At 64.1% G+C, this 25,217-nt stretch carries 24 protein-coding genes, 1 other RNA gene and 1 riboswitch; of the genes, 12 read left to right on the top strand and 13 right to left on the bottom strand.

From position 1 onward, the window contains the following. Window positions 1–229: 229 nt before the first annotated feature. Entirely contained in the window at window positions 230–3,844 is a 3,615-nt protein-coding gene (locus ACNR9O_RS10740) for an Ig-like domain-containing protein (protein WP_473680705.1), read from the bottom strand. A 253-nt stretch (window positions 3,845–4,097) separates the two neighbouring features. On the opposite strand from ACNR9O_RS10740, the gene ACNR9O_RS10735 reads away from it, so the two are divergent. Beyond that, window positions 4,098–4,790 carry a response regulator transcription factor gene (locus ACNR9O_RS10735; RefSeq protein ID WP_473700725.1) on the top strand — a complete coding sequence of 231 codons (693 nt, stop codon included), beginning with the start codon at window positions 4,098–4,100 and terminating at the stop codon, window positions 4,788–4,790. Next, on the top strand, window positions 4,787–6,664 hold the full coding sequence (locus ACNR9O_RS10730; RefSeq protein ID WP_473680706.1) for a sensor histidine kinase: 1,878 nt from the start codon (window positions 4,787–4,789) through the stop codon (window positions 6,662–6,664). Before ACNR9O_RS10735 ends, ACNR9O_RS10730 begins: the two co-directional genes overlap by 4 nt. Before the next feature lie 98 nt (window positions 6,665–6,762). Here the strand turns inward: ACNR9O_RS10730 and ACNR9O_RS10725 are convergent, their stop codons facing one another. The 8 genes from ACNR9O_RS10725 to ssrA form a co-directional block, all read right to left on the bottom strand. After that, entirely contained in the window at window positions 6,763–7,089 is a 327-nt protein-coding gene (locus tag ACNR9O_RS10725) for a nucleotide pyrophosphohydrolase (protein WP_473680708.1), read from the bottom strand. Between the two features lie 109 nt (window positions 7,090–7,198). Beyond that, window positions 7,199–7,510 carry a hypothetical protein gene (locus tag ACNR9O_RS10720; RefSeq protein ID WP_473680710.1) on the bottom strand — a complete coding sequence of 104 codons (312 nt, stop codon included), beginning with the start codon at window positions 7,508–7,510 and terminating at the stop codon, window positions 7,199–7,201. Between the two features lie 77 nt (window positions 7,511–7,587). Beyond that, a complete protein-coding gene (locus ACNR9O_RS10715) occupies window positions 7,588–8,085 on the bottom strand; it encodes a hypothetical protein (protein ID WP_473680712.1) in 498 nt (165 codons plus the stop codon). A gap of 96 nt (window positions 8,086–8,181) precedes the next feature. Further along, window positions 8,182–8,457, bottom strand: coding sequence for a hypothetical protein (locus tag ACNR9O_RS10710; RefSeq protein ID WP_473680714.1), 276 nt, complete (start codon window positions 8,455–8,457; stop codon window positions 8,182–8,184). Between the two features lie 791 nt (window positions 8,458–9,248). Next, window positions 9,249–9,827: a hypothetical protein gene (locus ACNR9O_RS10705; protein ID WP_473680715.1), complete on the bottom strand. Its 579-nt coding sequence runs from the start codon at window positions 9,825–9,827 to the stop codon at window positions 9,249–9,251. A 133-nt stretch (window positions 9,828–9,960) separates the two neighbouring features. Beyond that, the gene (locus ACNR9O_RS10700) at window positions 9,961–10,218 is read right to left on the bottom strand and encodes a hypothetical protein (protein WP_473680717.1); all 258 of its coding nucleotides are present in this window, start codon (window positions 10,216–10,218) and stop codon (window positions 9,961–9,963) included. Between the two features lie 109 nt (window positions 10,219–10,327). After that, entirely contained in the window at window positions 10,328–10,954 is a 627-nt protein-coding gene (locus tag ACNR9O_RS10695) for a hypothetical protein (protein ID WP_473680719.1), read from the bottom strand. Between the two features lie 355 nt (window positions 10,955–11,309). Beyond that, window positions 11,310–11,661: a transfer-messenger RNA gene (ssrA, locus tag ACNR9O_RS10690) on the bottom strand. 150 nt (window positions 11,662–11,811) lie between these two features. On the opposite strand from ssrA, the gene ACNR9O_RS10685 reads away from it, so the two are divergent. Continuing rightward, window positions 11,812–12,264, top strand: a complete 453-nt coding sequence (locus tag ACNR9O_RS10685) for a GNAT family N-acetyltransferase (protein ID WP_473680721.1) — start codon at window positions 11,812–11,814, stop codon at window positions 12,262–12,264. A 9-nt stretch (window positions 12,265–12,273) separates the two neighbouring features. Here ACNR9O_RS10685 and smpB read toward each other — a convergent pair whose 3' ends face one another. Then, window positions 12,274–12,762 carry an SsrA-binding protein SmpB gene (smpB, locus tag ACNR9O_RS10680; RefSeq protein ID WP_473680723.1) on the bottom strand — a complete coding sequence of 163 codons (489 nt, stop codon included), beginning with the start codon at window positions 12,760–12,762 and terminating at the stop codon, window positions 12,274–12,276. A gap of 81 nt (window positions 12,763–12,843) precedes the next feature. Between smpB and ACNR9O_RS10675 the strand changes: the two genes are divergently transcribed. Next, window positions 12,844–13,275 (top strand): type II toxin-antitoxin system RatA family toxin, encoded by a 432-nt coding sequence (locus ACNR9O_RS10675; RefSeq protein ID WP_473680725.1) that lies wholly within the window; start codon window positions 12,844–12,846, stop codon window positions 13,273–13,275. Then, window positions 13,268–13,549: an RnfH family protein gene (locus ACNR9O_RS10670; RefSeq protein ID WP_473680727.1), complete on the top strand. Its 282-nt coding sequence runs from the start codon at window positions 13,268–13,270 to the stop codon at window positions 13,547–13,549. Before ACNR9O_RS10675 ends, ACNR9O_RS10670 begins: the two co-directional genes overlap by 8 nt. 3 nt (window positions 13,550–13,552) lie before the next feature. Here ACNR9O_RS10670 and ACNR9O_RS10665 read toward each other — a convergent pair whose 3' ends face one another. Continuing rightward, the gene (locus tag ACNR9O_RS10665) at window positions 13,553–13,990 is read right to left on the bottom strand and encodes an outer membrane protein assembly factor BamE (RefSeq protein ID WP_473680729.1); all 438 of its coding nucleotides are present in this window, start codon (window positions 13,988–13,990) and stop codon (window positions 13,553–13,555) included. 79 nt (window positions 13,991–14,069) lie between these two features. Here ACNR9O_RS10665 and fur point away from each other — a divergent pair, with 79 nt between their 5' ends. Continuing rightward, window positions 14,070–14,486 carry a ferric iron uptake transcriptional regulator gene (fur, locus tag ACNR9O_RS10660; protein WP_473680731.1) on the top strand — a complete coding sequence of 139 codons (417 nt, stop codon included), beginning with the start codon at window positions 14,070–14,072 and terminating at the stop codon, window positions 14,484–14,486. A 426-nt stretch (window positions 14,487–14,912) separates the two neighbouring features. On the opposite strand, the gene ACNR9O_RS10655 is transcribed toward fur, so the two are convergent. Continuing rightward, window positions 14,913–16,508: an MASE1 domain-containing sensor histidine kinase gene (locus tag ACNR9O_RS10655; protein ID WP_473680733.1), complete on the bottom strand. Its 1,596-nt coding sequence runs from the start codon at window positions 16,506–16,508 to the stop codon at window positions 14,913–14,915. 86 nt (window positions 16,509–16,594) lie between these two features. On the opposite strand from ACNR9O_RS10655, the gene ACNR9O_RS10650 reads away from it, so the two are divergent. Continuing rightward, entirely contained in the window at window positions 16,595–17,236 is a 642-nt protein-coding gene (locus ACNR9O_RS10650; protein WP_473680735.1) for a response regulator, read from the top strand. A 36-nt stretch (window positions 17,237–17,272) separates the two neighbouring features. Here the strand turns inward: ACNR9O_RS10650 and recN are convergent, their stop codons facing one another. Beyond that, window positions 17,273–18,949: a DNA repair protein RecN gene (gene recN / locus ACNR9O_RS10645; protein ID WP_473680737.1), complete on the bottom strand. Its 1,677-nt coding sequence runs from the start codon at window positions 18,947–18,949 to the stop codon at window positions 17,273–17,275. 160 nt (window positions 18,950–19,109) lie between these two features. On the opposite strand from recN, the gene hrcA reads away from it, so the two are divergent. The 5 genes from hrcA to dapB all read left to right on the top strand — a co-directional run bounded on the left by hrcA (window position 19,110) and on the right by dapB (window position 24,990). Then, window positions 19,110–20,171, top strand: a complete 1,062-nt coding sequence (hrcA, locus tag ACNR9O_RS10640; protein ID WP_473680739.1) for a heat-inducible transcriptional repressor HrcA — start codon at window positions 19,110–19,112, stop codon at window positions 20,169–20,171. 81 nt (window positions 20,172–20,252) lie between these two features. Next, window positions 20,253–20,786, top strand: coding sequence for a nucleotide exchange factor GrpE (grpE, locus tag ACNR9O_RS10635; RefSeq protein ID WP_473680741.1), 534 nt, complete (start codon window positions 20,253–20,255; stop codon window positions 20,784–20,786). 156 nt (window positions 20,787–20,942) lie between these two features. Beyond that, the gene (gene dnaK, locus ACNR9O_RS10630; protein WP_473680743.1) at window positions 20,943–22,874 is read left to right on the top strand and encodes a molecular chaperone DnaK; all 1,932 of its coding nucleotides are present in this window, start codon (window positions 20,943–20,945) and stop codon (window positions 22,872–22,874) included. A gap of 126 nt (window positions 22,875–23,000) precedes the next feature. After that, complete coding sequence (gene dnaJ, locus ACNR9O_RS10625; RefSeq protein ID WP_473680745.1) at window positions 23,001–24,128, top strand: molecular chaperone DnaJ; 1,128 nt, start codon at window positions 23,001–23,003, stop codon at window positions 24,126–24,128. A 64-nt stretch (window positions 24,129–24,192) separates the two neighbouring features. After that, entirely contained in the window at window positions 24,193–24,990 is a 798-nt protein-coding gene (dapB, locus tag ACNR9O_RS10620) for a 4-hydroxy-tetrahydrodipicolinate reductase (RefSeq protein WP_473680747.1), read from the top strand. A gap of 40 nt (window positions 24,991–25,030) precedes the next feature. Beyond that, window positions 25,031–25,197, top strand: a riboswitch (yybP-ykoY riboswitch). The last annotated feature ends 20 nt before the right edge of the window (window positions 25,198–25,217 follow it).

Genomic DNA, 25,217 nt, shown 5'->3' with positions numbered 1-25,217 from the left:
TCATGTGTCGATCGGCTACGCATACTGAGAAGGCGTGCGGACGAGGCGCAATTACGAAATCGGCGGGTGTGCTTGATGTTTATTCGTTTGCAGTTGCCGCATGCGTGTCCACTTTCACATGGCATTGACGCGTGGAACTTGGTTTGTCTGGATAAGGAAATCGCCGGTCAATGAATAGCCCGGCGATGACGGTGTTCAGCGCTACTCAGAATCGGGGGATGTCGGGTGCCTAGAATTGTTTGTGCACGCCGACCCGTATGCTCTGGTCGTGCGCATGCGGCATGAGCAGGTATTGATACTCCGTGGTTATCAACAAATCGTTCCGGAGCTGCCAGTCACCGCCAACGCCCGCCTGCACACTGGTGCCGTTGGCGGAATAGGGGTTCGTCAACACATTCCAGGAACCCGCTGTCGGCACGAAGGCGTAGCCCAAGGTGGTGTCGCTGGTGCCCTGGAAATCGTGGCCGACTTCCAGGCGTGCGTGCGGCATGAACAGGTTGTCGTTCCAGGCCATTTTTCCGCTCGCACGTATTCCCACGATCACCTGTGAGGTGCGCACCGTCTGGGTGCCGTAGTTCAAGGCTTCCGCCGCATCGCCGCTTTCGGCGTAGCCGTTGAATGATGAAAGCGACCATGCCAGTCGACCGTAGGGCGACACGGCCCATGTGCCCGCTTCGTATGCGTAGCCTGCCGTGAGCGAGGCAAACCACTGGCTGCCGTTGCGATGGCCGGCGAGAGCGGTGCCGCTGTCGGTGGCGTAACGCCGGCTATCAAAACGCAGGCCACCGCCGCCCAGGACACCGTCGATGTACAGGTGCGATGCCGGTTGGTAGCTGCCGTAGATGGCGGCACTGTAGCCCTGCGCAACGCTGCGCGTGCCGTTGTTGCCGACTTCGCTACGGTCGTGGTTATAGCCGAGACTGAAGCCGATCAGGGCATGGTCGCCGATGCGCTGGTCCACACCGGTATTCACCGCGATGTTGTCGGAATCAAATCCGGCGGCGCGGCGGTACGCATCGAAGGAGCCGAAGTTCGCCACGCCGTCGATCCATACGCCAAGACCTGACGACGTGGGTGTCTGCGTTACGGGAGCGCTGCCTTGGGGCGTCGTATCTGCCGGAGCCGGTGTGCCGGCGCCGCTCTCGGCGGCTCCCATGCCAGGGCGCAGGCCGGCAGGCGAGGGTGTGCCGAATGCCGCTGGGCTCCTCCCATTTGCAGCCACGCCTGTCGGCGCCTGCATGGGCTTGCCGCCCAGACTGATCGATACGTTGTTGCTGAAGGAAGGCGTTGCATTTCCGTCATGCAAACTGTCCAGCCGGCTTTGGATGTTGCGAAGCTGGCTCTCTGCGAAACGCTCGGCTTGCATGGTCTGGGCATGGATCAGGCCAAGCGCGTCCGGATTGCGCGAGGGGTCGGGCTGGCTGCTGACCAGCACAAGCACGTCGATCACCTGTGGTTGCCCAGCGGTTGCGGTGAGTACGGCCGTGATATGCACCAACCCGTGGAACGCCGACGCGGGCGTGAACGTCAGTGTCGTCGGCTGGCTCAGCGTCGCAGTGCCTGCGCCGGCCGGCGACATGCCGAGCAATGTGGATGACGTATAGGTGCCGGGCGCGGCCGTGGCCAGGTTCAACGACACGGGACTACCGGGTTGCGTGGAAACCGTTTGGCTCAGGCCGGCGGCGCTGCCAGAAGCCGTGACCGTGACCGTGATGGTGCCCGGCGCTGACGTACCGAAATGGTTGCTCAGCTGATAGTTGAACGTATCCGTCCCCACGAAACCCGCGGCCGGTGTATAGACGATCTGTTCGCCATTAGCCGTAGCCGTGCCGTGCATCGGTTGTGTCGCCACCGTCGCGCCGGTCAAGGGCTGGGGGCCAGTTGCCACTGCGGCGGCTTCGATGAGTACAGGCGTTGCCTTCGTGGTGACGACGGAGAGTGCCGCCGCGACCGGCGTGCTCAGTGGCGTAACCGTGATCGTGACGATGGCGGGCGTCGAATGGCCGCCCGGGTTGACCGCGGTATAGGTGAAGGTGTCGGTGCCGCCGTAGAAGGTGGAGGAGGGCGTGTAGGTGACGGTCTGACCCGACGTGCTCACCGTGCCGTGCGCTGGCGAACTCGCGATAAGGATGCCGGTGACGCCTGTGCCCGAGATGGCGCTGGTGAGGTCAATGTTTGTTGCCGTGTTGTACGGCGTCGTCGCCGACTTCGCGGCGGCGGTGGGTATGGGAAGCGCGCCCACGGTGACCGTAATGGCCGCCGGTGCCGATGTGCCGCCCGGGTTGGTGGCGGTGTAGCTGAAGCTGTCTGTGCCGCCGTAGTAGGTCGCCGACGGTGTGTAGGTCACCGTTTCACCCGAGACGGTCGCCGTGCCATGCGCTGGTGCGCTGGCGATAGTGATCGCTGTGATGGCGGTTCCGGTGACGGCGCTCGCCAGATTGATATGGGTTGCCGTGTTGTAAGGCGTCGTGACCGAGGTGGCCGAAACCGTAGGGGCGCCCACCGCGTTGACGGTCACGGTGACGGTGGCCGGCGCGGAGGTTCCGCCCGGATTCGTTGCGGTGTAGGTGAAGCTGTCCGTGCCGCCGTAGAACGTTGCCGACGGCGTGTAGGTCACCGTTTCACCCGAGACGGTCGCCGTGCCGTGCGCCGGTGCGCTGGCGATGTTGACCGCTGTGATATCGACTCCGGTGATGGCGCTCGCCAGGTTGATGCTGGTTGGCGTGTTATAGGGCGTCGTGACCGAGGTGGCCGAAACCGTGGGGACGCCCACCGCGTTGACGGTCACGGTGACGGTCGCCGGCGTGGAGGTTCCGCCCGGATTCGTTGCGGTGTAGGTGAAGCTGTCCGTGCCGCCGTAGAACGTTGCCGATGGCGTATAGGTCACCGTTTCACCCGAGACGGTCGCCGTGCCGTGCGCCGGTGCACTGGCGATAGTCACGGCTGCAATGTTGGTTCCGGTGATGGCGCTCGCCAGGTTGATGTTGGTGGCCGTGTTGTAGGGCGTCGTCGCCGAAACGGCCGCCACCGTGGGCACCGCCGGCGGGTTGACGGTGATCGTTACGGTCGCTGGGGAAGACGTGCCGGCGGCATTGGTGGCCGTGTAGGTAAAGCTGTCCGGTCCCGTGTAGCTGGCGGCTGGCGAATACGTGATCGTCGTTCCGGTGGCCGTTGCCACGCCATGGGCAGGTGCGCTGGCCACCGCGACGGAGGCGGGATTGCCGCTGATATTCAAGGGAATGGCGTTATTGCTGCTGTTGAATGCCACGCTGGCGCTTGAGGGGCCGGCCGTGGGTGGCGCAAACGTAAACGACCCGCCGCTATACGTGCCCGCATCGGTGATCACCGTGATCGTCACCGTACCGGAGCCGTTGGGCACCACCGCGTTAATGATCGGATTGCCGGGACCGTAGGTGACCGTAAATGAGGCGGCCGGCATCGCGCCGAAAAGGACCTGCGTGGCGCCCCAGAAACCGGAGCCTGAAATGGTCGTCGCGCTGCCGACCGTTGCCGAAGCCGGGCTGACGCTCGATATCGTCGCGCCGGCGGACTGGCAAGTAATGCTGTACGTCGCGGAGCTATTGAGCAGATTGGAGAGGTTATCGGCACCCGACCCCGAGCCTGTCTCCGCGCCGGAGACGGTATTGGCGTTAGTGACCAGCTGCAGGAAGGAGCCGCCGTACGCAACCGTGCCGGACGAGGTCAGCGTTACGTAATCCCCCTGGTTGACCTGCTGGCTGTTGGTCAGCAGCTGGATGTATCCGTGGCCGGGAATGGTGCCACTCAGTCCGTTGAGCGCCTGGCATCCGGGCGAGGCCTGCGCGAGGGCTGGCAAGCCGATCATGCCCAATAGCGCGAGCTTGGATAGCCCACGCCAAAATCGCCGTGTCCTCGTGCTGCACATGGCGTTATCTCCCCCGTCCCGCATTTTTTAAGTGCGATCAGTTAGGCATGCGGCAAACAGAGGGGGTATCCCCGATTTCGGGGGTATACGTCCTTGCAGCCCAGCCAGATGCCGTCTAAGGGCAGAATTCGCCTGCGACCCGAAGTCGCCACGCTGTTGGCGCATAATTGCGTCCACAGGGGTACGAGTCGCGATGATGGGGACGACAGGGGAAGCCATTGCTTTGAGCCCGGCGCTGGTCGTCGAAGACGATCCAGCCATGCGGTTGCGCCTGGCACGGCTGCTCGCCGAGCAGCCGGGTGCTGTTGCGCCCCCCGTCTTCGCTGGCAGCCTCGCCGAGGCGAAGTCGTGCCTGGAGAACGACGCCATCCGCATGGCCCTGGTCGACATCGGCCTGCCCGACGGCAACGGCATCGAGCTGATCGCCTGGTTGCGCACCCATCGTCCGCAGGTGCCCGCCTTGGTTATCTCCGCATGGGGCGATGAGGAAACCGTGCTGACCGCTCTGCGCGCGGGAGCTATCGGTTACCTGCTGAAAGAGCGCGAGGATGCCGAGCTGGCGATGGCGTTGCAGAGCATCCAGCGCGGTGGCGCACCCATCGACCCCTTTGTTGCCCGGCGCATCCTGGCCCTGCTGGGCACCGCGGATGAGCCGGCGGCGCCCGCACCACCTACGGCCTCCGCCACGGGCGAGACCTTGTCGGAACGCGAGTCCGAGGTCCTTCGGCTGGTCGCGCGTGGTTTCAGCAATCGAGAGATCGCCGAGCTGACCGGCCTGTCGCGCTTCACCATCGAGAGTTACACCAAGAGCATCTACCGCAAACTGGCCGTCGGCTCCCGCACCGCCGCCGTGTTCGAAGCCAAGGTATTGGGTCTGCTGCATTGAACCGCTTTCGTCTCTGGCTGGGCATCGGCCTGTTGATATTGCTGGCCGCGTGCTCGCACCGGCCGTCCACCACCGCCACGCTCCAGGTTATCGATCAGGCGGAAGCCGTACGCGCCGACTGGGACAGCAAGGCGCCGCCCACCACCGGCTGGACACCGGTCAAACTGATCGACTTCTGGGATGCGCGCTGGCCGCATCACGATGGTGTGGTGTGGTATCGGGTGCGCTGGAATCAGGCCGATGGCGAGATGCCCGTGGGCCTGCTGGTCGACTACGTATGCCTGGCCGACGCGGTCTATATCAACGGAAGCCTGATCCATCGCGACGCGCATCTCACCGAGCCGCTATCCCGCAGCTGGACCTCGCCGCAGTATTTTCTGCTCGACCGACCGCTGCTGCATCCCGGAGAAAACACGCTGCTGGTGCGCGTCTCCGGTCTGGCCGCCTATCAACCCGGCTTCGGAACGGTAGCGGTGGGTACGCCGTATGCGGTGCAGGCGCGCTTTGAACAGGGTGTGTTCTGGCGGCACAACGTGCAGGTGTTCGATCAGGCCGTAGGGATGGTGCTGGGCTCGCTGTTTTTGATGCTTTGGCTGCTGCGCCGCAAGGACACGGTCTTCGGCTGGTTCGCTTTCAGCACCTTGCTGTCTGCCGGCTACAACTGGAACTACCTAGCCACCGACATCTGGCCCTTCGCCAGCACGCACGCCTGGCAAGCGTTCAATATCGCCCTGTATTTCTCCGCAAGCGTCACCTTCATGGTGTTCTTGCTGCGTTATCGCGAACGCCGCATGCCGCGCTTCGAAGGCATCCTGCTGGCCGTTTCGCTGCTCTCCATCATCGCCGCGCTATGGATGCCGGTGACCATGGGGTCGAATCGCAGCTGGTGGACGATCGTCGGCGGCATCATTTACTACACGGCCACGCTAGCCTTCCTCTGGCACGCCCTGCGTCGCCCTCGCGCGGATCGATTGGTGCTGGCCGCGTGCATGCTGGTGCAGGTGCTGACGTCGATACATGATTTTCTGCTGTTCTACGGATGGATACGCAGCAGTGTCTATCTGCTCGCGTTCACCTCGCCACTCACCTTGATCGGCATGGGCTTCGTCCTGGCGTATCGCTTTGCCATGGCCATGCGTCGTGTGGAGGGCTTCAACGCCGAACTGCAGCTTGAAGTGGAGACGGCCACCCGCCAGCTCACCCAGACGCTGGCGCGAGAGCACGATCTGGCCCTGAGCAATACCCGTATCGGCGAGCGCCTGAATCTGGTGCGCGATTTACACGACGGTTTTGGCGGCAGCCTGCTCGGCGCCATCGCCACGCTGGAGCAATCGCCACCGTCGCCCGATGCCGTGCGCACCGTCGCCGCGTTGAAGGAGTTGCGCGACGATCTGCGCCTGGTGATCGACACCACCACTCATGCACAGGACACCGACCTTTCCGGTCTACTGGCTCCGCTACGCCATCGCTGGACCCAACGCCTGGAGATGGCCGGCATCGATAGCCGCTGGCAGATGGAAAGCCTCGAGGGGCTGCGCCTCGGTCCTGCGCGCAGCCTCGACTTGCTGCGCCTGTTGCAGGAATCACTGACCAACGTGCTCAAACACAGCGGCGCCAGCCGCGTCGACGTCACCGTGCGATATGTCGATGCGACGCTGCATGTCGATGTGCGCGACAACGGCCGTGGCTTCGACCCCACTCGCCCGCACCTCGACCGGGAAGGCGGCGTCGGGCTCGTCAGTCTGCGCCAACGCGCGGCTCGGCTCGGCAGCGAGCTGGCTCTGGATACCGCGCTCGGGTCAGGGGTTGCTCTGACTCTGGTGTTCGATCCGACATCCTCCGGTTCCGCGCAACGGCAGTCTGGTCATCCCTGATTTCGCGGATAGATCACCCTGGCTGCGTTTGTCGGAAAGGGGGGGGGCGGCCCCGCACCGAGCTCGCTATGGGGCGAGAGCGGACATATGACCTTCGACTACGCGCTTAGCTGGCCAGACACGTGTTCGGTTAATTCTTGGGTGTTTCTGACGAACTCCGCCTCCAGATCGATACCACACTTGTTTGCAAGAACGATGATTGACCATAAGCAGTCCGAAAGTTCGTGCCCAAGCTTAGCTTTGAGGTTATCGATATCCCGGACACCTGCGTTTGCCTGGATCAGTTTTGCGAGATCGCCAACATCCCCTACGAAACCAAGTGCAAGCTCTGCTGTTGTCCAGACGCGCCCCCACTTTTTGATTTCAAGCTGTTCGTAGAGTTCGTTTAGCTGCAGCGCCGACTTTTCGAAATCACCAAACTTCATGCTTATGGTCCCTGGCAGAGTTGTACGGCGAAGTGAGGATGATCATCTCCACGTCCGCTTCCGGTCGAAAGCGGACATCGGAACCGTGCGCATTTCTTGGAGGAAAGCGTTATAGACCACCGGTGAGGGCGCTAGCTATAACGCTTCCGACAAAGACGAGTACAAATCCCGTAAATGCTAGAACGAAGCGCACGCTCATCTTCTTGAGCCTGACCGTATCCGGGTTGAGCTCACTTTCATGAGCCTTCAGTTGCCAAAGAAATTCAGCTTTTCTTGAGAGCGCGCTGGGTGAGCCGATCTTGGCGTACACGTTCGGGAAGCCCTCCCTTAGCCGTAAAATGAGCATCGAGCAGGTTACCCACGTACCTATCAGCGAAACGATCGCGCCTATCCAAAGAAAAACCAGCACAAATGTCGGCATTCACCCCTCCTACCGCACCGAGTTTTTCGCTTGCATGGGAATGTCCGCTTCGGGTCGGAAGCGGACCTCGCGAAATCCTAGTTGTCGAACAAATCCGCCGTCTTCCGAGCGTCATCCAACGTATTTGCGGATATCCAGAACTTGTCCCCATGAAAGGGGACCTGGATAAAGCTTGCTACGACAGCTTCTTGCTTTACCGACAGTACTATTGGTTGTGGATTTCCGTGATCTGTAAGTTTTTCGAGCTTCAGAGCACTGCCCGGATCGAGCTTCAGGATTACATCGAACAGGTCGAGCTTCTCGTTCTTGCCAATAGCTATCGCGATTAGCTTCGCGCCCTCTACTTGCTTACCTATGTCAATGCATTCGACTTGTTGCATATAGCCCACAGCACGCGCGGAGCGTTTCAAATCGCGTCTATCTTCACTCCGAGTCGTAGCGCTGCAACCTATGGCGAACGTAACTGGCGCGAAGGAATGATTCGTTCTGATGACTTCACTATCGCTTGGTGCCGCCGCGGTGAACGCTGGAAGGCAGAAAAGAAGTGGTAGCCAAGACAATCCTTTCCAATTCATCCCTTACTCCTAATCGGCGCCTAGGCGTCGAACAAATAGCAGCTTTGCACTGGGCCCGCTATGGGTCGGGAGCGGACGCCGCATTTTGCTACCGCTTCAGCTCTTGTGGCTCGGAGGGTGATTCGGCCCCTCGTCCCCGAACGTCACTAACCGCACCATATCTGGCGATTCGAGAAAGGCTTCCACCTGGTGTTGCGCCGACGGCTGGAGACCCGAGTATTCGAGCGTGAGCGCCTCCACCATGGCCTCCGTATTCCATGGCCCCTCGGAAGCCATGTAGCCCTCAAAGGCGTCTTGAATCTCCCGCCAAGAAGGGTAGTCGCGCTTGGAAAGGTAGACGCCTTCCTTTGTATAGACGACATGTAGCTGCATCGGTCGGCCTCTTTCCTTAGGTCCGAAATGGGTCGGAAGCGGACCTTCTGAGCTCACGTTCTAAGGCGCTCGCGCCATGCCAAGAGTACGTCAACCACCTCGGTATCGTGACTTGGGTTCGGTCCCATTCCCATATGCTCTGTGCTCAACCACAGCAAGTAATCGGCGACGTCCCTTCCGTCGACGGTGCCCTTTAGGAGCTGAAATACGTGGGGCACATAGCTTCTATATTCGTCCCTGGCTTGTGGTACGCCAGCAACGCCAATCGGATCCCACACATAGTGGAGGACTTCGTCGATTCTGCGGAGGAGCTCTTGGTCTTGTGGCAAAAGTTCCAATGTCTCATCCCTGATAAGGCTTTCGTTGATGTCTGCAATGGCTCGGAAGCGGACGTCCCCCGTTTGCTCAACGACTTCTATCCGTTTGAGAACCAATTACCCACTGCCGACCCAAGCGACACCAGGACAGCGACTAGCAAAGCAAAGGTATTCAAGGACAACCCTTTCCAAGCACGGACGGCATTGGATAGCCCGATACCTGTGGCAATGCCAACAGCAACCAACGGCTTGAGTGCATGAGAGTCAAAAAACCTGAACACGAGCATCAGTGCGATTACGGTAGCTAGTGCGCAAAGGAACGACGATCCAAAAGAAGTCAGTGCTTTCACAGGCCCCTCCTTGTACTTGATCAACCAACCGTGCGGTAAGCATGCAACACTCCTTCCGCTTGCGCGTCGATAGTGTGTTGCGTTGACCGGCTGAAGTCGCAGTCGAAAGCGGACCTTAGCCAACCTACAAATCCCGCTTTGCTCCGAAGCCGCAGGCCCCGATCTCAGCGGAACCAACTCGACGTGCAATCACCTGATCCATAGTTTTGTCTTCAGGTTCGGCCACACCGGCTCCCCATGATTGACCTGTCCCCGAAAGCGCTCCTTTGTCCTCTCGCAAAACCACCTCGTATCCGGCGTCCGTCGATCGAAAAAGAGATAAATGCAGCTCATCACTCTTTTGTGACCATACGGTCAGCGCTGGTCCGCGCGTATTGGCGTAGCCGACATAGCCGCTGCCAGACAAGCGCCGAAGGAGGTAGCAGCCGTTCGCGTTCCCTCTCGACAGGATCGGTTGGAATCCGGTGTCGAGATTTTCTCCTTCCGAGCGCTCCAACCTGTCAGCAAGAAGAACAAAGGTTCCCTCGATCACTGCGTTCTTTACGCTCGCAAAGGAGCAAGGGCCACGGCAGATGATCACCTGATATGTGCCAACCAGCTGTGCTTCCGTTGGCTCTGCCGCGGAAACAGTCGTCAGGCAGACGCTTACGGCGGCCCCAACAAATACCCAGGCCGTTCTCAGCAGAATTCTATGAGCAGTCATCAAGCGATCCTCATCCGTGGTCGGTTCAGTTCCAAAACTGGGCTGGCTCAAGTCGAACCAAGATCACCCCATATGCCAAAACGCCAGAATGACTAATGTCCGCTACGGGTCGGAAGCGAACCCTTTTAACTTGCTATTTAGATCCAATTAGTCTGGATAGAAGCGGCGTAACGGCCTCGTCAAACTGAGAATCGGTTAAGCCCATGCCTTCACGACCTGCGATCCTTCCGCGATTCCAGTTTGCTATCGCCATGACCACCCCAGATGGTATGCCGTTGAATTCGTCGTCAAGCTTGGTGATCAGGTCGGAGGCATTCACGTCGCCATAGATGCAGCGCAGGGCTGCACTTGGCGCTACACCCTCAAGCATCAGTTCGCGGACAGAATTCATCCAAAGCCTCGCCAAGTTTATGTGTTCCGTAAGGTCCGCTACGGGTCGGATGCGGACCTTACGCTTGGGTCTTCGATCCGAATGCGGCCGTGTCCCTTCTTGGGCTTCGTTATTGCAGAGCCGGCCCGCCATCGCTTCCTTGCATCTCCGCCTGAAAGCGCCGGTAGCTCAGCACCGCGGCCACGTCGAGCATGCCAAGCCAGCGTGGGGCCGTCGGCCACATAGGCTCGGTGTCCAAGCCCAGGGCTAGCAGAATGTCGCGGTGCATACAGCGCACATCTTGCCAGTCGAACGTATCACTGCTGAGCGACAGTTGGCGCCATCGACTTCTCCGAACGAGCAGTGACACCGTGCCCCTGTATTGGACGAGGCCAAGCTGGGCGATGTCCTCCAATACGATGACCCGCCGACCCACGAGCCAAGTGCGTACGAACGTTCGATCATCAATAATCACCCGGACCGTGGCCACATACGCCAGCCCGGTGATGGCGACCGCGGCGCCTGAAGCGAAGATGCCAGCCAGCAGCGGATGGTGGTTGCTCAGACCTCGCCACGCCTCCCACAGCGCCACGCCACCGCAGACCAGGAGCGCCAGGGTGTTCAGCAGGCGCGATTGGGGGCGCGGGCAGTAGTGTTTGCTCGCCGTGCCAAGGGTGGCTTGGGAGCCGTTGATGTCTCCAGAAGAAAGTGCGCCCCTTCCATTCATCACTTCCGCAAATTCGTCCGGTGTTTTCAAGCCCATCTCCCCTCGGGATGATCTGCACCGCTTGCTGCGAACACGGATCAACGCCGCGGCATGCACAATTGGACCGTTGCTCACAGCTCCCTGGAGAGCTTAGGTCCGCTCTGGGTCGGAAGCGGACACTCCGCGATTATTGATTCATATAGTTCAGGCTGGTTCTTGCAGCATGCGGCAGACCGTAGCAACGCCGATGTTGAAGCGCCCGGCCGTGGCAGTGACATCCGTGCTGCTCCCAGTTGCCCTCGGCTTTCAAGGAATCTTATGGGACCTCACCGGACAAGAAAAAGGCCGGAACCTTTCGCTATTGCTAGGGTTTCCGGCCTTTTTGGTACGTCCGTGGACGCTTTGTTGGTGGAGGTGGCGGGAGTCGAACCCGCGTCCGAAGGCGCTTGACGCCCGGTACTACATGCTTAGCTCACCGTTGAATCTCGTCCCGCGACAGCACAGTGTGCGAAGCGCATCGAAGGACCAGCCTGCTTGATTTAACCCTGACCGACAGGCGGCAGCTTCGGGCGATCCTGTGATAGTGACCCTACATCCACGAGCACAGGCACAAGTGGGTTCGGGGCTAGGCCTTAAGCGGCCAGAGCGTAGTTGTCGTCGTTGGCAACTATGAGTTTGCAACTGGATTTACGAGGAAAGTCGCCCCCTCGGCATGCACCAAGCCATCTCACTACCCCCGTCGAAGCCAGGACACCCCCGGGGAAAAGATTGCTGGAACGCAACAGTATATGGAGCCGCGGCATGCCACTTCAAGCTTGCGGATGAACTGCACTCTGCCGTTATCGTTGGCCCACGGACGCGGGTTCGACTTCCGCCACCTTCACCGCGAAAAGCACAGGGGAAAGCGCATGACCAGAGTTCGTCTGGCGGTACAGGGCGATGCGGGCATCCTGACGGAGCTGCGCTGTGCCTTTCTCGAGGAAATGGGGCAGCACTTGCCGGATGGCTTTTCGGATCACCTGCGCGACTGGATCGAAACCGCGTTGCAGGCCGGTCGGCTGCATGCCTGGCTGGCGGAGCAGGAGGGACGGGTGATCGGCAGTGCGGCGGTCAATCCCTATCCGCACATGCCATCGGCGAACTACCCGACGGGGCAGGGCTGGTACCTGCTCAACGTTTACGTGAAGCCGGCGCAGCGCCAGAGCGGCGTGGGGACGGCGCTGCTGGCGGCAGTGGGGTCGGCGGCACGGGAGCAGGGCATCGACGCGCTGACTCTGCACGCCAATGCGCGCGCGCGCGGGTTGTACGAGCGCCATGGCTTCCGGCCGTCGAGCGATGCGATGAGGCTGGGGCTGGCCTGAGGGGTGACCTCAGGCGCGGTTGTGCGCACGCATGGTGCGCTGCTTCTCGCGTTGCCAGTCGCGCTCTTTCTCGGCATCGCGCTTGTCGTGCGCCTGCTTGCCGCGCGCCAGGCCGATTTCGACCTTGACCTTGTTGCCCTTCCAGTACATCGCGATGGGCACCATGGTGTAGCCCTTGCGCTCGACCGCGCCGACCAGCTGATCGATCTCGGCCTTGTGCAGCAGCAGCTTGCGCGTGCGCCGATCCTCGGCGACGACATGCGTCGAGGCGCTGATGAGCGGCGGAATGGACGTGCCGACGAGGAAAATCTCGCCCTTGAGCACCACCGCGTAGCTGTCGCCGAAATTGATGCGGCCGGCGCGCAGGGCCTTCAGCTCCCAACCTTGCAGGGCGATGCCGGCCTCGTAGCGCTGGTCGATGTGGTACTCGTGGCGGGCGCGCTTGTTGAGCGCGATGGTGCCGGTACCTTTGTTGTCTTTGTCCTTAGCCTTGGCCATGTCCGCTAAACTTCGGGGCCGACGGCCCCGTTGGCGATGCGGCCGGATGGCCGCACCGTATGATTCGAAGAAGAGGCTGATGTGATCGAAATCCGCCGCAGCGCGCTGGTGAAGTACTCCCCGGCGCAGATGTTCGACCTGGTCAATGAGGTTGAAGCATACCCAAAGCGTTTCCCCTGGTGTGCCGGCGCCGAGGTGCTGGAACGTGGGGAGAACATGCTGGTGGCACGGCTGGATCTCAAGTTTGCCGGTTTCCGCCAGAGCTTCACCACCCGCAATACCGTCGATCCGCCGCACCGCTTGCAGATGAGCCTGGTGGACGGGCCGTTCCGCAGTCTTGAGGGTGTGTGGGACTTCGTCGCCCTGGGTGACTCCGGCTGCAAGGTCAACTTTGCGCTCGATTTCGACTATGCCGGCAAGCTGGGCGGTACCGCGCTCCGGCTCGGCTTTCAGGGCCTGGCCAGCCGCATGGTCGAGGACTTCTGCCGCGAGGCGGAACGCACCTATGGCTGAGCGGATCGCCGTGGAAGTGGCTTACGCCGAGGCGGGGCGGCAGTGGATCGTGCCGGTGGAGCTGCCGGCCGGCGCCACGGTGATGCAGGCGATCGAGGCGTCGGGGCTGATGTCGCAGGTGCCTGGCTTGAGCGTCGACCCGGCGCGGCTGGGCGTGTTCTCCCGCAAGGCGTCGCCTGACCAGGTGCTGGAAGCGGGCGACCGGGTAGAAATCTACCGGCCGCTCACGCTCGATCCGAAAGAGGCGCGCCGGCGGCGCGCCACAGGCAGCTGAGGCTTACGGGCCGCCGCTGTCCTTCTTCTGCTCTTCCGGCGTCTTGGTCTTGTCGCCGGCGTTCTCGTCGACCGGGTAGCCGGCGCGGAACTTCTTCTGCTCTTCGACCAGCTTCTTGGCGTCTTCGGCGAAGAAATCACCGTCGGTGCGCACCAGGCTGTCATTGTTGAAGGTCAGACTGAGCGTACGCACCTTGATCGGGCCGCCGCGGTGCTGCTGGGTGGAGACGTAGTCCCAGCGGTTCTGGTCGAAGGGCGTGGCCACCGAGGGCGAACCCATCAGCACCAGCACCTGGCGCTTGGTCATGCCGGGCTTGAGCTGATCGACGTTCTTCTTGTCGAGCAGGTTGCCCTGCTGCACGTCGGGGGTATAGACGAGTCGGCAGCTGGCCAGAGACAGGCCCAGCAAGGCGAAACCCAGCGTGCGGATCAGCTTGTGCATGCGTGTTGCGTCCGGATCGTGAAGGTGGCGGATGATACACTAACGAATTGGCGGCACCGTGTGCCTTGGGAGTCGAGCGATGGAACAGGAAACCAAGGAACTGCGCAAAGCCGGGCTGAAAGTGACCCACCCCCGCATGCGCATCCTGCAGATCCTCGAGGAGGAGGAGGTTCACCACCTCACCGCCGAGGACATCTACAAGAAGCTGCTTGCCCATCAGGAAGACATCGGGCTGGCCACCGTCTACCGCGTGCTGACCCAGTTCGAGGCGGCCGGCATCGTGGTGAAACACAACTTCGAGGGCGGCCAGGCCGTCTACGAGCTGGATCGCGGCAAGCACCATGACCACATGATCGATGTGGACAGCGGAAAGGTTATCGAGTTCGTCAGCGAGGAGATCGAACGCCTCCAGCACGAAATCGCGGCCCGGCACGGCTACGTGATCGAGGACCACAGCCTGGTGCTGTACGTGCGGCCGAAGCCGCGCGGGCGCTGAGTTCGGCAGGTTCCGGAGAAGGTCGGTGGCGTTGCCGCCGGCCTTTTTTATTGGCGGGCTTTTTGCTGCCTCTCTGGGGGAGAGGGCTCGGGGCCGGGCGGATCGTGGTGCCGAGAAGCGCTGGAAGAGGTTCATCCTCGGGCGGCGCCCATAAAAAAAGCCGCGGATGGACTCCTGTCCATCCCGCGGCTGATCCGTTACCGATCGGCTTCCTGACGGGGCGAATTGCTCGCCAGTGTGTCAGGCGTTGCCACCGGTAGCGGCGGAACGGCTTCCTGCCGTTCTTCATGCCCACCGTCCCCACGGTTGGCATGGCTCACCATCTTGCGATGGTGGCTCCCCCACATCGATGGAAAGGATGCTAACGAGCTGTTCACAGGGGCGGTATTGGAAAATTTCCTAGGAGTGGGAACTTTTCGGACCGGCTCACAACCGCGGCGTGAAGCCGTTGGCATTGCTGCTTCGCAGCAGGATGCGCAGGTGTACGCCTTGCGACTCCGGACGCAGCCGGAAGGTGCCGCCGAGCGAGGTCACGCGGTCGCGCATGCCCTGCAGACCACGGCCGCCGCGCGGCATGCGCGAAGGCAGGCCGACGCCGTCGTCGCGGATGTCCATCAGCGCCAGCGCGCCGCCCTGGCGTTCGCCGATGCGCAGGCGCAGGCGGAAGGTGGAGGCTTGCGCGTGCTTCACCGCGTTGGTGGCGCTTTCTTGCACGAGGCGATAGATCGCGGTGCGGGTGTCTTCGTCCAGCCGGCGCGGGTCGCCGTGCAGTTCGGTGTGATAGGCCACGCCGGCGGTGGTGAGCAGGTCGCGGATCGGGCCTTCGTCCAGCGCGCGCATCAGGCCGAACTCATCCAGCACCGCCGGTCGCAGGTCGTCCAGCAAGCGATGCAGCGCGCGGCGCATGTGGCCGAGGATGCCGTTGATGGAGGCGCTGATGTCTTCCATGCCGGCCGTGGACAGCCGCGCCTGGGCGAGCTTGAGATGGGTCTGGATCGCGGTGAGGTTCTGACCCAGTTCGTCGTGCAGTTCGGCGGCCATGTGGCGGCGCTGGTTTTCTTCCGCCTGCAGGTTGCCGCGTGCGGCGTCGCGCAGCTGGCGTGCGAGCTGGTCGAGGCGGCGGTTCACAGCGGCGAGGTAGACATTCTGCTCGGCCACGCGCTCGCTGCTGCGGCGCAGGGCATCGGTGGCGGCGCCGAGCATCAGTGCGCCCGTACCGGCCACGGCGAGGAACAGCTGCGCCGGCGCTTCGGGCGCGGGGCGGCCGGCGAAATGATCGACCAGAGTCATGCCCAGGCTGGAGATCACCATGGCCAAGCTGGCGCCGCGCCAACCATGGCGGAAAGCGAAGAACAGCACCGGTGCCAGCGACAGGATGCGCGCGAACTGCGGCTGCGGTGACGGGTGCGAGGAAAGCAGCAGCAGGATGGCCAGCGCCGGCAGCATGACCAGCAGGCCGTCCATGGTCAGGTTGGCCAGCGCGCGGTGCTCCAGGTGCGCGCGAAACAACATGATCATCAGCGGCACCACCAGCAGGGTGCCTACGTAATTGCCCAGGAGATCCTGGCCGAGTGCGCGCACCAGCAGATCCGAGGACGCCGGCTGGTGCACCAGCGCGAGGATGGCCGCATCGACCACGGTGGTGGCCGCCACGGTGAAGGCGGCGGAGAGCAACAGGCGCGAGACGTCTTCCGGATCGCGCATGCTCACGTGCAGTTGCGCGCGGCGCATCAGCCACAGGCACAGCACCACGACCAGGGGCTCGGGCAGTTCGCCCAGCACGAAGCCATCCCAGCCGACGGGGAAGCCCTGGGCCATGCCTAGCAGGCCGGTCGCGGCCAGTTCGGCCAGCAACAGCCAGGGCCAAAGGCGCGTCGGGGCCAGCAGCAGGGCGCCGAAGCGCAGCCCGTAGGGCAGCATCCAATAGGGCTGCTCGGTAGGCCACAACAGCAGCCACAGCAGGAAGTAGCCGACGCAGGCGAGGATGCCGGCCCAGGGCAGGAACAGGGGTCTCTGAAGCATGCCGGCGATGGTACATGCGGCGCCGGGAATTCCGGACGCCGGCAGCCCCTGCGCAAAGGCGCGGGGCTGCTATACAGTCTGCCTCCATGTACAGCATCGTTCTGGTCGACGACCACGCCATCGTCCGCGAAGGCTTCAAGCGGCTCATCGAAATGGAACCGGATCTGGAGGTGGTGGCCGAGTGCCGCAGCGCCGACGATGCGGTGGAAGCGGTAAGCCAGCGCCGGCCGGATCTCGTGGCGCTGGATCTCTCCCTGCCGGACGGCAGCGGCCTGCCGCTGATCGAGCATCTGCGCAGCGTGGCCGACCAGACCCGCATCGTGGTGCTGAGCATGCACGACGGCGAACCCTACGTATCCGAGGCGCTGCGCCGCGGCGCCAGCGGCTACGTCACCAAGGGTGTTGCGCCGGAAGAACTGGTGGCCGGCCTGCGCGCGGTGATGCAGGGCGAGTGCTTCCTCAGCTCCGACCTGCGCCAGCGGCGCGCGGAGCGCCCCAGCGAGGCGCTGGATCCGATCAACCGCCTCACCAGCCGCGAACGCGAAGTGTTCCTGCTGCTGGCCGAAGGCCGTGCGCCCAAGCAGGTGGCGGGCGAGCTGGGGATTGGCCAGAAGACGGTCTACATCCATCGCGCCAGCCTGATGGGCAAGCTGGGCGCGGGTTCGGAACTGGATCTCTACCGCATGGCCAGCGAGCGCGGGTTGCTGCCGCGTCGCGAAAAGGGCTGATGCCGCGTGCCGTCCGGCGCGCCGGACGGCATCCGATCAGGCGGTCTGCGCCCGATCGAGCATCTGCTTGGCATGCGCCCGGGTTTCGCGGGTGATTTCCACGCCGCCCAGCATGCGGGCCAATTCGTCACGACGACCGGTGGCGTCGAGCTTCTCGATGCGGGTCTGCGTGGAGGCGCCGTCACTCTGTTTGCTGACGCGCAGATGGGCATGTCCTTGCGCGGCGACCTGGGGCAGGTGGGTAACGCACAGCACCTGGCGCTGGCCGCCGAGGGCGCGCAGCTTCTGACCGACCACCTCGGCGACGGCGCCGCCGATGCCGGTGTCCACTTCGTCGAACACCATGCTGCCGACGGTGTCCTTGCCCAGCGTGGCCACTTCGATGGCCAGGCTGATGCGTGCCAGTTCGCCGCCGGAGGCCACTTTGCGCAGCGGGCGCGGCGGCTGGCCGGGATTGGCGCTGACCAATAGTTCGCAGCGCTCGCGGCCCTGCGGGTCGGGTTCGTCGGTGCCAGCCGGTTCCAGTTCGACCTTCAGCTGGCCGCCGGCCATGCCCAGCTCGGCCATCAGCGCGCTCACTTCCTTGCCTAGTTTCGCGGCGGCGGTCGAACGGGACTTGCTCAGCTTGGCGGCGGCGGCATCGTGGTCGCGGCGCAGCTGGTCGCGTTGCACGGCGAGTTTTTCGAGGGCGTCGCCGGCGCCTTCCAATTCGGTCAGCTCGGTGCGCAGCGCGACGGCTTTTTCATGCAGGTCGGACACGGGGGTGCGGTGCTTGCGCGACAGTTCGTGCAGGCGAGTGAGGTGGGTATCCACCTCGGTATAGCGCTCGGGATCGAGGTCGATGTCTTGAGCGTAGCGATTGAGGCCGTCGGCGGCCTCGCCGATCTGGATGGCGGCGTTGTCGAGCAGTTCCAGCAACGGCGCGAGGCGGTCGTCGAGCGTGCCGAGCTTGTCCAGCTCCGCGTGGGCGCGGGCGAGAGCGCGCGTCAGCGTCAATTCGCTGTCGCCGTCGATCAGCTCCGCCACACCGGAGGCGCCTTCGGCCAGGCGGCCGGCATTGGCCAGGCGTTTGTGGCTGGCTTCCAGTTCGGTCAGATCGGCGGGCGCCAGGGCCCACTGTTCCAGCTCGGCCGATTCGTGGCGCAGCAGCTCCAGGCGCTGCTCGCGGTCGTCACCGCCGCTCAGCTTGCGGATGCGTGCACCGACTTCGCGCCATTGCAGGGCGCTGTCGCGCGCCTGGGCGAGCAGATCGTCGTGGCCGGCGTAGGCATCGAGCAGGGCCATCTGGTGGGTGCGGGACAGCAGGGCCTGGTGCTCGTGCTGGCCGTGGATCTCCACCAGCAGGGTGGCCAGCTCGCCGAGCTGGCTGGCGCTGGCGGGGCGGCCGTTGATCCAGGCGCGCGAGCTGCCTTCGGCGCGGATCACCCGGCGCAGGCGGCAGTTGCCGTCTTCTTCGTCCAGCTCCTCGCCGCGCAGCCAGTCGCGGGCCTCGGGCAGGGCGGCCAGGTCGAACTCGGCGGCCAGTTCGGCGCGGTCGCTGCCGGCGCGCACCATGCCGCTGTCGGCGCGGCCGCCGGCGAGCAGCATCAAGGCATCGACCAGCAGCGATTTGCCGGCGCCGGTCTCGCCGCTGACCACGGTGAGGCCCGGGCCGAAGGCGATCTCGGCTTCTTCCACTACTGCGAAATGGCGGACGTAGAGCGAGGTAAGCATGGGGTGTCGCGTCGGAGAGTCGGGGGATTGTAAGGGCAGACCTCGGCGGGGAGGAGCGGGCCCGAATGCCCCCGGGACCAGCCCCCGCCGGTCCGGTTTTCTTGCAAACTACCGGACCAAACCTTATTTCTTATCCGTCTCACGGATTGCCACAGCGCGCATGTCTCGACCACTCGCTCACGACCTGGATATCCGCGCCCGGCGGCTGCTGCGCACGCTGATCGCGCAGTATCTGGCCGACGGCGAGCCGGTGGGTTCGCGCACTTTGTCGCGGTCCTCCGGGCTGGACGTCAGCCCCGCCACCATCCGCAACATCATGGCCGACCTGGAAGACGCCGGCCTGGTCGCCTCGCCGCATACCTCGGCCGGCCGCGTGCCCACGCCGCGCGGCCTGCGCCTGTTCGTGGACAGCCTGATTGAGCTGCAGCCGTTGCCGCACGAGGAAATGGCCCGCCTGCAGCGCGAGCTGCCGGCCGGCCCCACCAACACCCGCGATCTGCTCGGCAATGTGTCCAGCCTGCTCTCGGCGATGACCCATTTCGCCGGCGTGGTGACGGTGCCGCGCCAGGTCGATTTCCCGCTGCGCCATATCGACTTCGTCGCGCTGCCCGACGCCCGGGTGCTGGTGATCCTGGTGTTCTCGGACAACCAGGTGCAGAACCGGGTGATCCAGCTGGCCAAGCCGCTGGAGCCGGCGGAGCTGGAGCAGGCGGCCAACTATCTCAATGCGCATTTCGCGGGCCTGCGCCTGGACGACATCCGAGCGCATCTGCTGCGCGAACTGCGCGAGGCCAGCAGCGAACTCAACCGCCTGATGTCCAGCGCGGTGGAGCTGGCGGCGGCCTCATTCGTACCGGAAAGCGACAGCGACGATGTGCTGGTGAGCGGCCAGACCAACCTCATGGGGTATGCCGAGCTGGCCAATCTGGAGCGCCTGCGTGAGCTGTTCGAGGCGTTCCAGAAGAAGAACGAACTGCTGCAGCTGATGGAAGTCTGCGCCAGGGCTCCTGGCGTGCGGCTGTTCATCGGCGAGGAGTCGGGTTTCGCGGCGCTGGATGGCTGCAGCGTGGTCACGGCCACCTATGGCGCCCAGGGGCGCGTGCTGGGGGCGGTCGGGGTGATCGGACCCACCCGCATGGCCTATGAGCGGGTGATCCCCGTGGTGCAGGCCACGGCCGGCGTGCTCAGTGACGCCTTGAATCGCGCCGCTACGGCCTTATAACCGCCCCGGGAGGCGGGGTTGCCCGCGCAATGTTGGGGGTCGGCACGCCGTGCCGGCCAAGTTTGGGTTTTGGAGTCTTTCATGCAGAACAACGACCAGCAGGTGCCCAGCGGGGCGCCCGAGGCCAACGCGCCGGACGCGCAGGGCCATGCCGAACTCGAGGCCTTGAAGGCCCGGGTCGCCGAACTCGAAGCCGCCAACTCGGAGCTGCGCGACACCGTGCTGCGCGAAAAGGCGGAGATCGAAAACCAGCGCCGCCGCCTGCATCGCGACCTGGAGCAGGCACGCCGCTTCGCCAACGAGAAGCTGCTCAACGAGCTGCTGCCGGTCTACGACGGACTGGAGATGGGCCTGGCGGTGGAAGGCGGCGATGTCGCCAGCGTGCGCGAGGGCATCGCCATGACCCTCAAGTCGCTGCTCAAGATCGCCGAGAACAACGGTCTCGTGCAGGTCGACCCGGTCGACCAGCCGCTGGACCCTGAACGCCATCATGCGGTGAGCATGGTCGATGCGCCGGGCAAGGCGCCGAACACGGTGGTCAGCGTGCTGCAGAAGGGCTACGTGCTGAATGATCGTCTGTTGCGTCCCGCGCTGGTCGCGGTCGCCAAGGACTGAACGACGCTGTACCCGGCGCGGGCGCCTGAACGCCGCGCGCCGAAGGCTTCAAGAACGGACAATGAGGGTTCGCCGGCACGTTGAATCGGCAAGGCAGAGCCCCATTTGACAAAACAGCGCGGCCGCGGGGCCGCATCGAGATTCGGAGCACAAACTATGGGCAAGATCATCGGCATCGACCTGGGTACCACCAACTCGTGCGTCGCCATCATGGACGGTACGTCTACCAAGGTGATTGAGAACGCGGAGGGCGATCGCACCACGCCGTCCATCGTGGCGCTCACCAAGGACAACGAGTGGCTGGTGGGCGCTCCGGCCAAGCGCCAGAGCGTGACCAATCCCAAGAACACCTTCTATGCGGTGAAGCGCCTGATCGGCCGCAAGTTCACCGATGCCGAAGTCCAGAAGGACCTGCACATCGTGCCCTACGGCATCGTCGCGCATGAGAACGGCGACGCCTGGGTGGCAGAGGCCGACGGCAAGACCAAGGCGCCGCAGGAGATCTCGGCGAAGGTGCTGGCCAAGATGAAGAAGACCGCCGAGGACTATCTCGGCGAGCCGGTCACCGAAGCGGTGATCACCGTGCCGGCCTACTTCAATGACAGCCAGCGCCAGGCGACCAAGGACGCCGGCCGCATCGCCGGCCTCGAGGTCAAGCGCATCATCAACGAGCCGACCGCGGCCGCGCTCGCCTATGGCCTGGACAAGAAGGGCGGCGACCGCAAGATCGCGGTGTACGACCTCGGCGGCGGCACCTTCGACGTGTCGATCATCGAGATCGCCGACGTCGACGGCGAGAAGCAGTTCGAGGTGCTGGCCACCAACGGCGACACCTTCCTGGGCGGCGAAGACTTCGACCTGCGCGTCATCGACTACCTCGTCGAGGAGTTCAAGAAGGACCAGGGCATGGATCTGCGCAAGGATCCGCTGGCCCTGCAACGCCTGAAGGATGCGGCCGAGCGCGCCAAGATCGAGCTGTCCTCCAGCCACCAGACCGAAGTGAACCTGCCGTACATCACGGCCGACGCGTCCGGTCCGAAGCACCTGAACATCAAGCTGACCCGCGCCAAGCTCGAAGCGCTGGTGGAAGACCTGATCAAGCGCACCATCGATCCGTGCCGCACCGCGCTCAATGACGCCGGCCTGCGCGTGTCGGACATCGACGAGGTGATCCTGGTCGGCGGCCAGACCCGCATGCCCAAGGTGCAGGAGTCGGTGAAGGACTTCTTCGGCAAGGAGCCGCGCAAGGACGTCAACCCGGACGAAGCCGTGGCCGTGGGCGCCGCGATCCAGGGCGGCGTGCTGGGCGGTTCGGTGAAGGACGTGCTGCTGCTGGACGTGACCCCGCTGTCGCTGGGCATCGAGACCATGGGCGGCGTGATGACCAAGCTGATCGAGAAGAACACGACGGTGCCGACCAAGGCGTCGCAGGTGTTCTCCACCGCCGACGACAACCAGACCGCGGTGACCGTGCACGTGCTGCAGGGTGAGCGCGAGCGTGCCAGCGCCAACAAGTCGCTGGGCAAGTTCGACCTCACCGGCATCGACGCCGCGCCGCGCGGCATGCCGCAGATCGAAGTGACCTTCGACATCGACGCCAACGGCATCCTGCACGTGTCGGCCAAGGACAAGAAGACCGGCAAGGAACAGAAGATCGAGGTCAAGGGCAACTCGGGCCTGTCCGAGGAAGAAGTCGCCCGCATGGTCGCGGACGCTGAAGCCCACAAGGAAGAGGACAAGAAGTTCCAGGAACTGGTCAACACCCGCAACAAGGCCGACCAGCTGGTGCACGCCACGCGCAGCGCGCTGAAGGAGCACGGCGGCAAGGTGCCGGGGGAGCTGAGCACGATCGAAGGCGCGCTGTCGGAGCTGGAAAAGGCGAAGGACGGCGACGACAAGGACGCCATCGAGTCGAAGATCCAGAAGCTCGAGCAGGCCGCGCAGTCGCTGTATGCGGCTGCCCAGGGCGGCGGTGCGGCTGGCGGTGCGGCCGATGGCGCCCATGCCGGTCCGCAGGGCGGGTCGGCCCACGCCGACGACGTGGTCGATGCCGAATTCACGGAAGTGAAGGGCGACGACAAGAAGTGATGGAGCGGTCGGCGCAGCCGATCTGACGCAGCCCGCGCCCGGGGATGAACCTGGGCGCGGGCTGTTTCTTGAGGGGACATGGGTCGCCTCCGTTGCAAGGAAAGGCGAGCCGAGTCGGAAACGAACATGAGCAAGCGTGATTACTACGAAATCCTCGGGGTCGAACGCACGATCACAGAGGCCGAGCTGAAAAAGTCCTTCCGCCGCCTGGCGATGAAGTACCACCCGGACCGTTGCCCGGACGATCCGCATGCGCAGGAGAAATTCAAGGAGGCGAAGGAAGCCTACGAAGTGCTCTCCGATCCGCAGAAGCGCGCCATGTACGACCAGCACGGCCACGCCGCCTTCGAGGCAGGCATGGGCGGTCGCGGCGCGGGCGGCTTCGGCGACATGGGGGATATCTTCGGCGACATCTTCGGCGACATCTTCGGCATGGGCGGCGGCGGTCGCGGGCGCGTGCGCCGCGGTGCCGACCTGCGCTACCTGATGGAGCTGGACCTGGAAGAAGCCGTGTTCGGCATCGAGAAGCAGATCCAGGTGCCGACGCAGGTCAATTGCCATCACTGCAATGGCAGCGGTTCCGAAGACGGCAAGGTCGTGCAGTGCCGCACCTGTCACGGCCACGGCCGCGTGCGCATGCAGAACGGCATCTTCTCGATCCAGCAGACTTGCCCACATTGCGGCGGCAACGGCCAGGCCATCGAAAAGCCGTGCAAGCAATGCCGCGGCGAAGGCCGGCTGGAAGAAACGCGCACGCTGTCGGTGCGTATTCCGGCAGGCGTCGATACCGGCGATCGCATCCGCCTGTCGGGACAGGGTGAGGCGGGCGGCCCGGGTGCCGAGGCCGGCGACTTGTACGTGGAGATGCAGGTGCGCGAGCACGCCATCTTCCAGCGCCAGGGCAATGACCTGTACTGCGAAGTGCCGATCCGCTTCGGCCAGGCCGCGCTGGGCGCGGAGCTGGCGGTGCCGACGCTGGAAGGCGAGGTCGCGATCCAGATTCCGCCGGAAACGCAGACCGGCCAGCAGTTCCGCCTGCGCGGCCGTGGCGTCAAATCGGTGCGCAGCGGGCGCGCGGGCGACCTGATCTGCCATGTGGTGGTGGAAACGCCGGTGCGGCTGACCAAGCAGCAGCGCGACTTGATGGAGCAGCTGGAATCCACCTTCGGCGATGGCGAGGCCGACAAGCACACGCCACGCGCCAAGGGCTGGGTGGATGGCGTGAAGCAGTTCTGGTCGCGCGTCACCTCCTGACGGGCTTCGCGCCGGCGGACGCCGGCGTTAGCATCGTCGCCTTTCGTCCGCAGGAGCTTTTCGCATGAGCCGTCCCTTTCGTCTCGCCATCGTCGGCGCTACCGGACGCATGGGCCGGGCCTTGTTGGATCTGCTGAAGGATGACGCGCGCTTCGAGGTCGTCGCGGCGATCGCTTCCAGCTCGCGACTCGGCGAAGCGGTGTATCCGGGTACCGATGGCCTGCGCTTCACCAGTGAGTGGCCGGCCGCCGGCGCACTGGATGTAGTCATCGACTTCAGCGGCCCGGCCGGGCTGCGCGACGCGCTGGAGCGTTGCCGCGCAGGCGGCGTCGCCCTGGTGACGGGCACCACCGGTCTCGATCGCGACCTGCAGGATCGACTGGAGGCCGCCGCGCGCGATATCCCGTTGCTGCGCGCCGCGAACTTCAGCCTCGGCGTAGCGGTGCTTCGGCGTCTTGTGCGCGAGGCGGCTGCGGCACTGCCGGATTGGGACCTGGACATCCTCGAGGCGCATCACAACCGCAAAGTGGACGCGCCTTCCGGCACGGCGCTGGCGCTTGGCGAGTCCGCCGCCGCCGGACGCGGCGTGCGCCTGGCGGATGCCGCGGTGCATGCGCGCGAAGGCGTCACCGGCCCACGCCAGGCCGGTAGCATCGGCTTCGCCGTCGTACGAGGCGGCGACATCGTGGGTGAGCACGAGGTCTGGGTCGTGGGGCGGGGCGAACGCGTGGAACTGAATCATCGCGCCAGCGATCGTTCGATTTTCGCCCGTGGCGCGATCGAGGCCGCGCATTGGCTGGCCGGCCGTGTACCGGGCAGCTACGACCTGGATGCCATGCTGGCCGAGCGCGTGGCGCGCTGAGCCGCGCTTGCCGCGGTCGGGCGGGGCCGCTACCATGCCGCCCGTTGTCATCGGGGAGTAGCCATCCTCATCCCCTGAAAGCTTCGCGGCTTTCGTTCCAGAGGAATTCGCGTCAACAGACTTGAGGCCTCGGCCTCATGGCGCGAATGGCGCCGCGCCGGATCCCGGTGGCGGAGGCCCGGCGAGACCTTTGGCCACGACGTGCTCACCCGGCCGGGCGACGTGCG

Source organism: Dyella sp. CR10, from assembly GCF_055814425.1.
The sequence above is the reverse complement of the archived record's forward strand: the minus strand, read 5'-3'. Positions and strand labels throughout refer to the sequence as shown.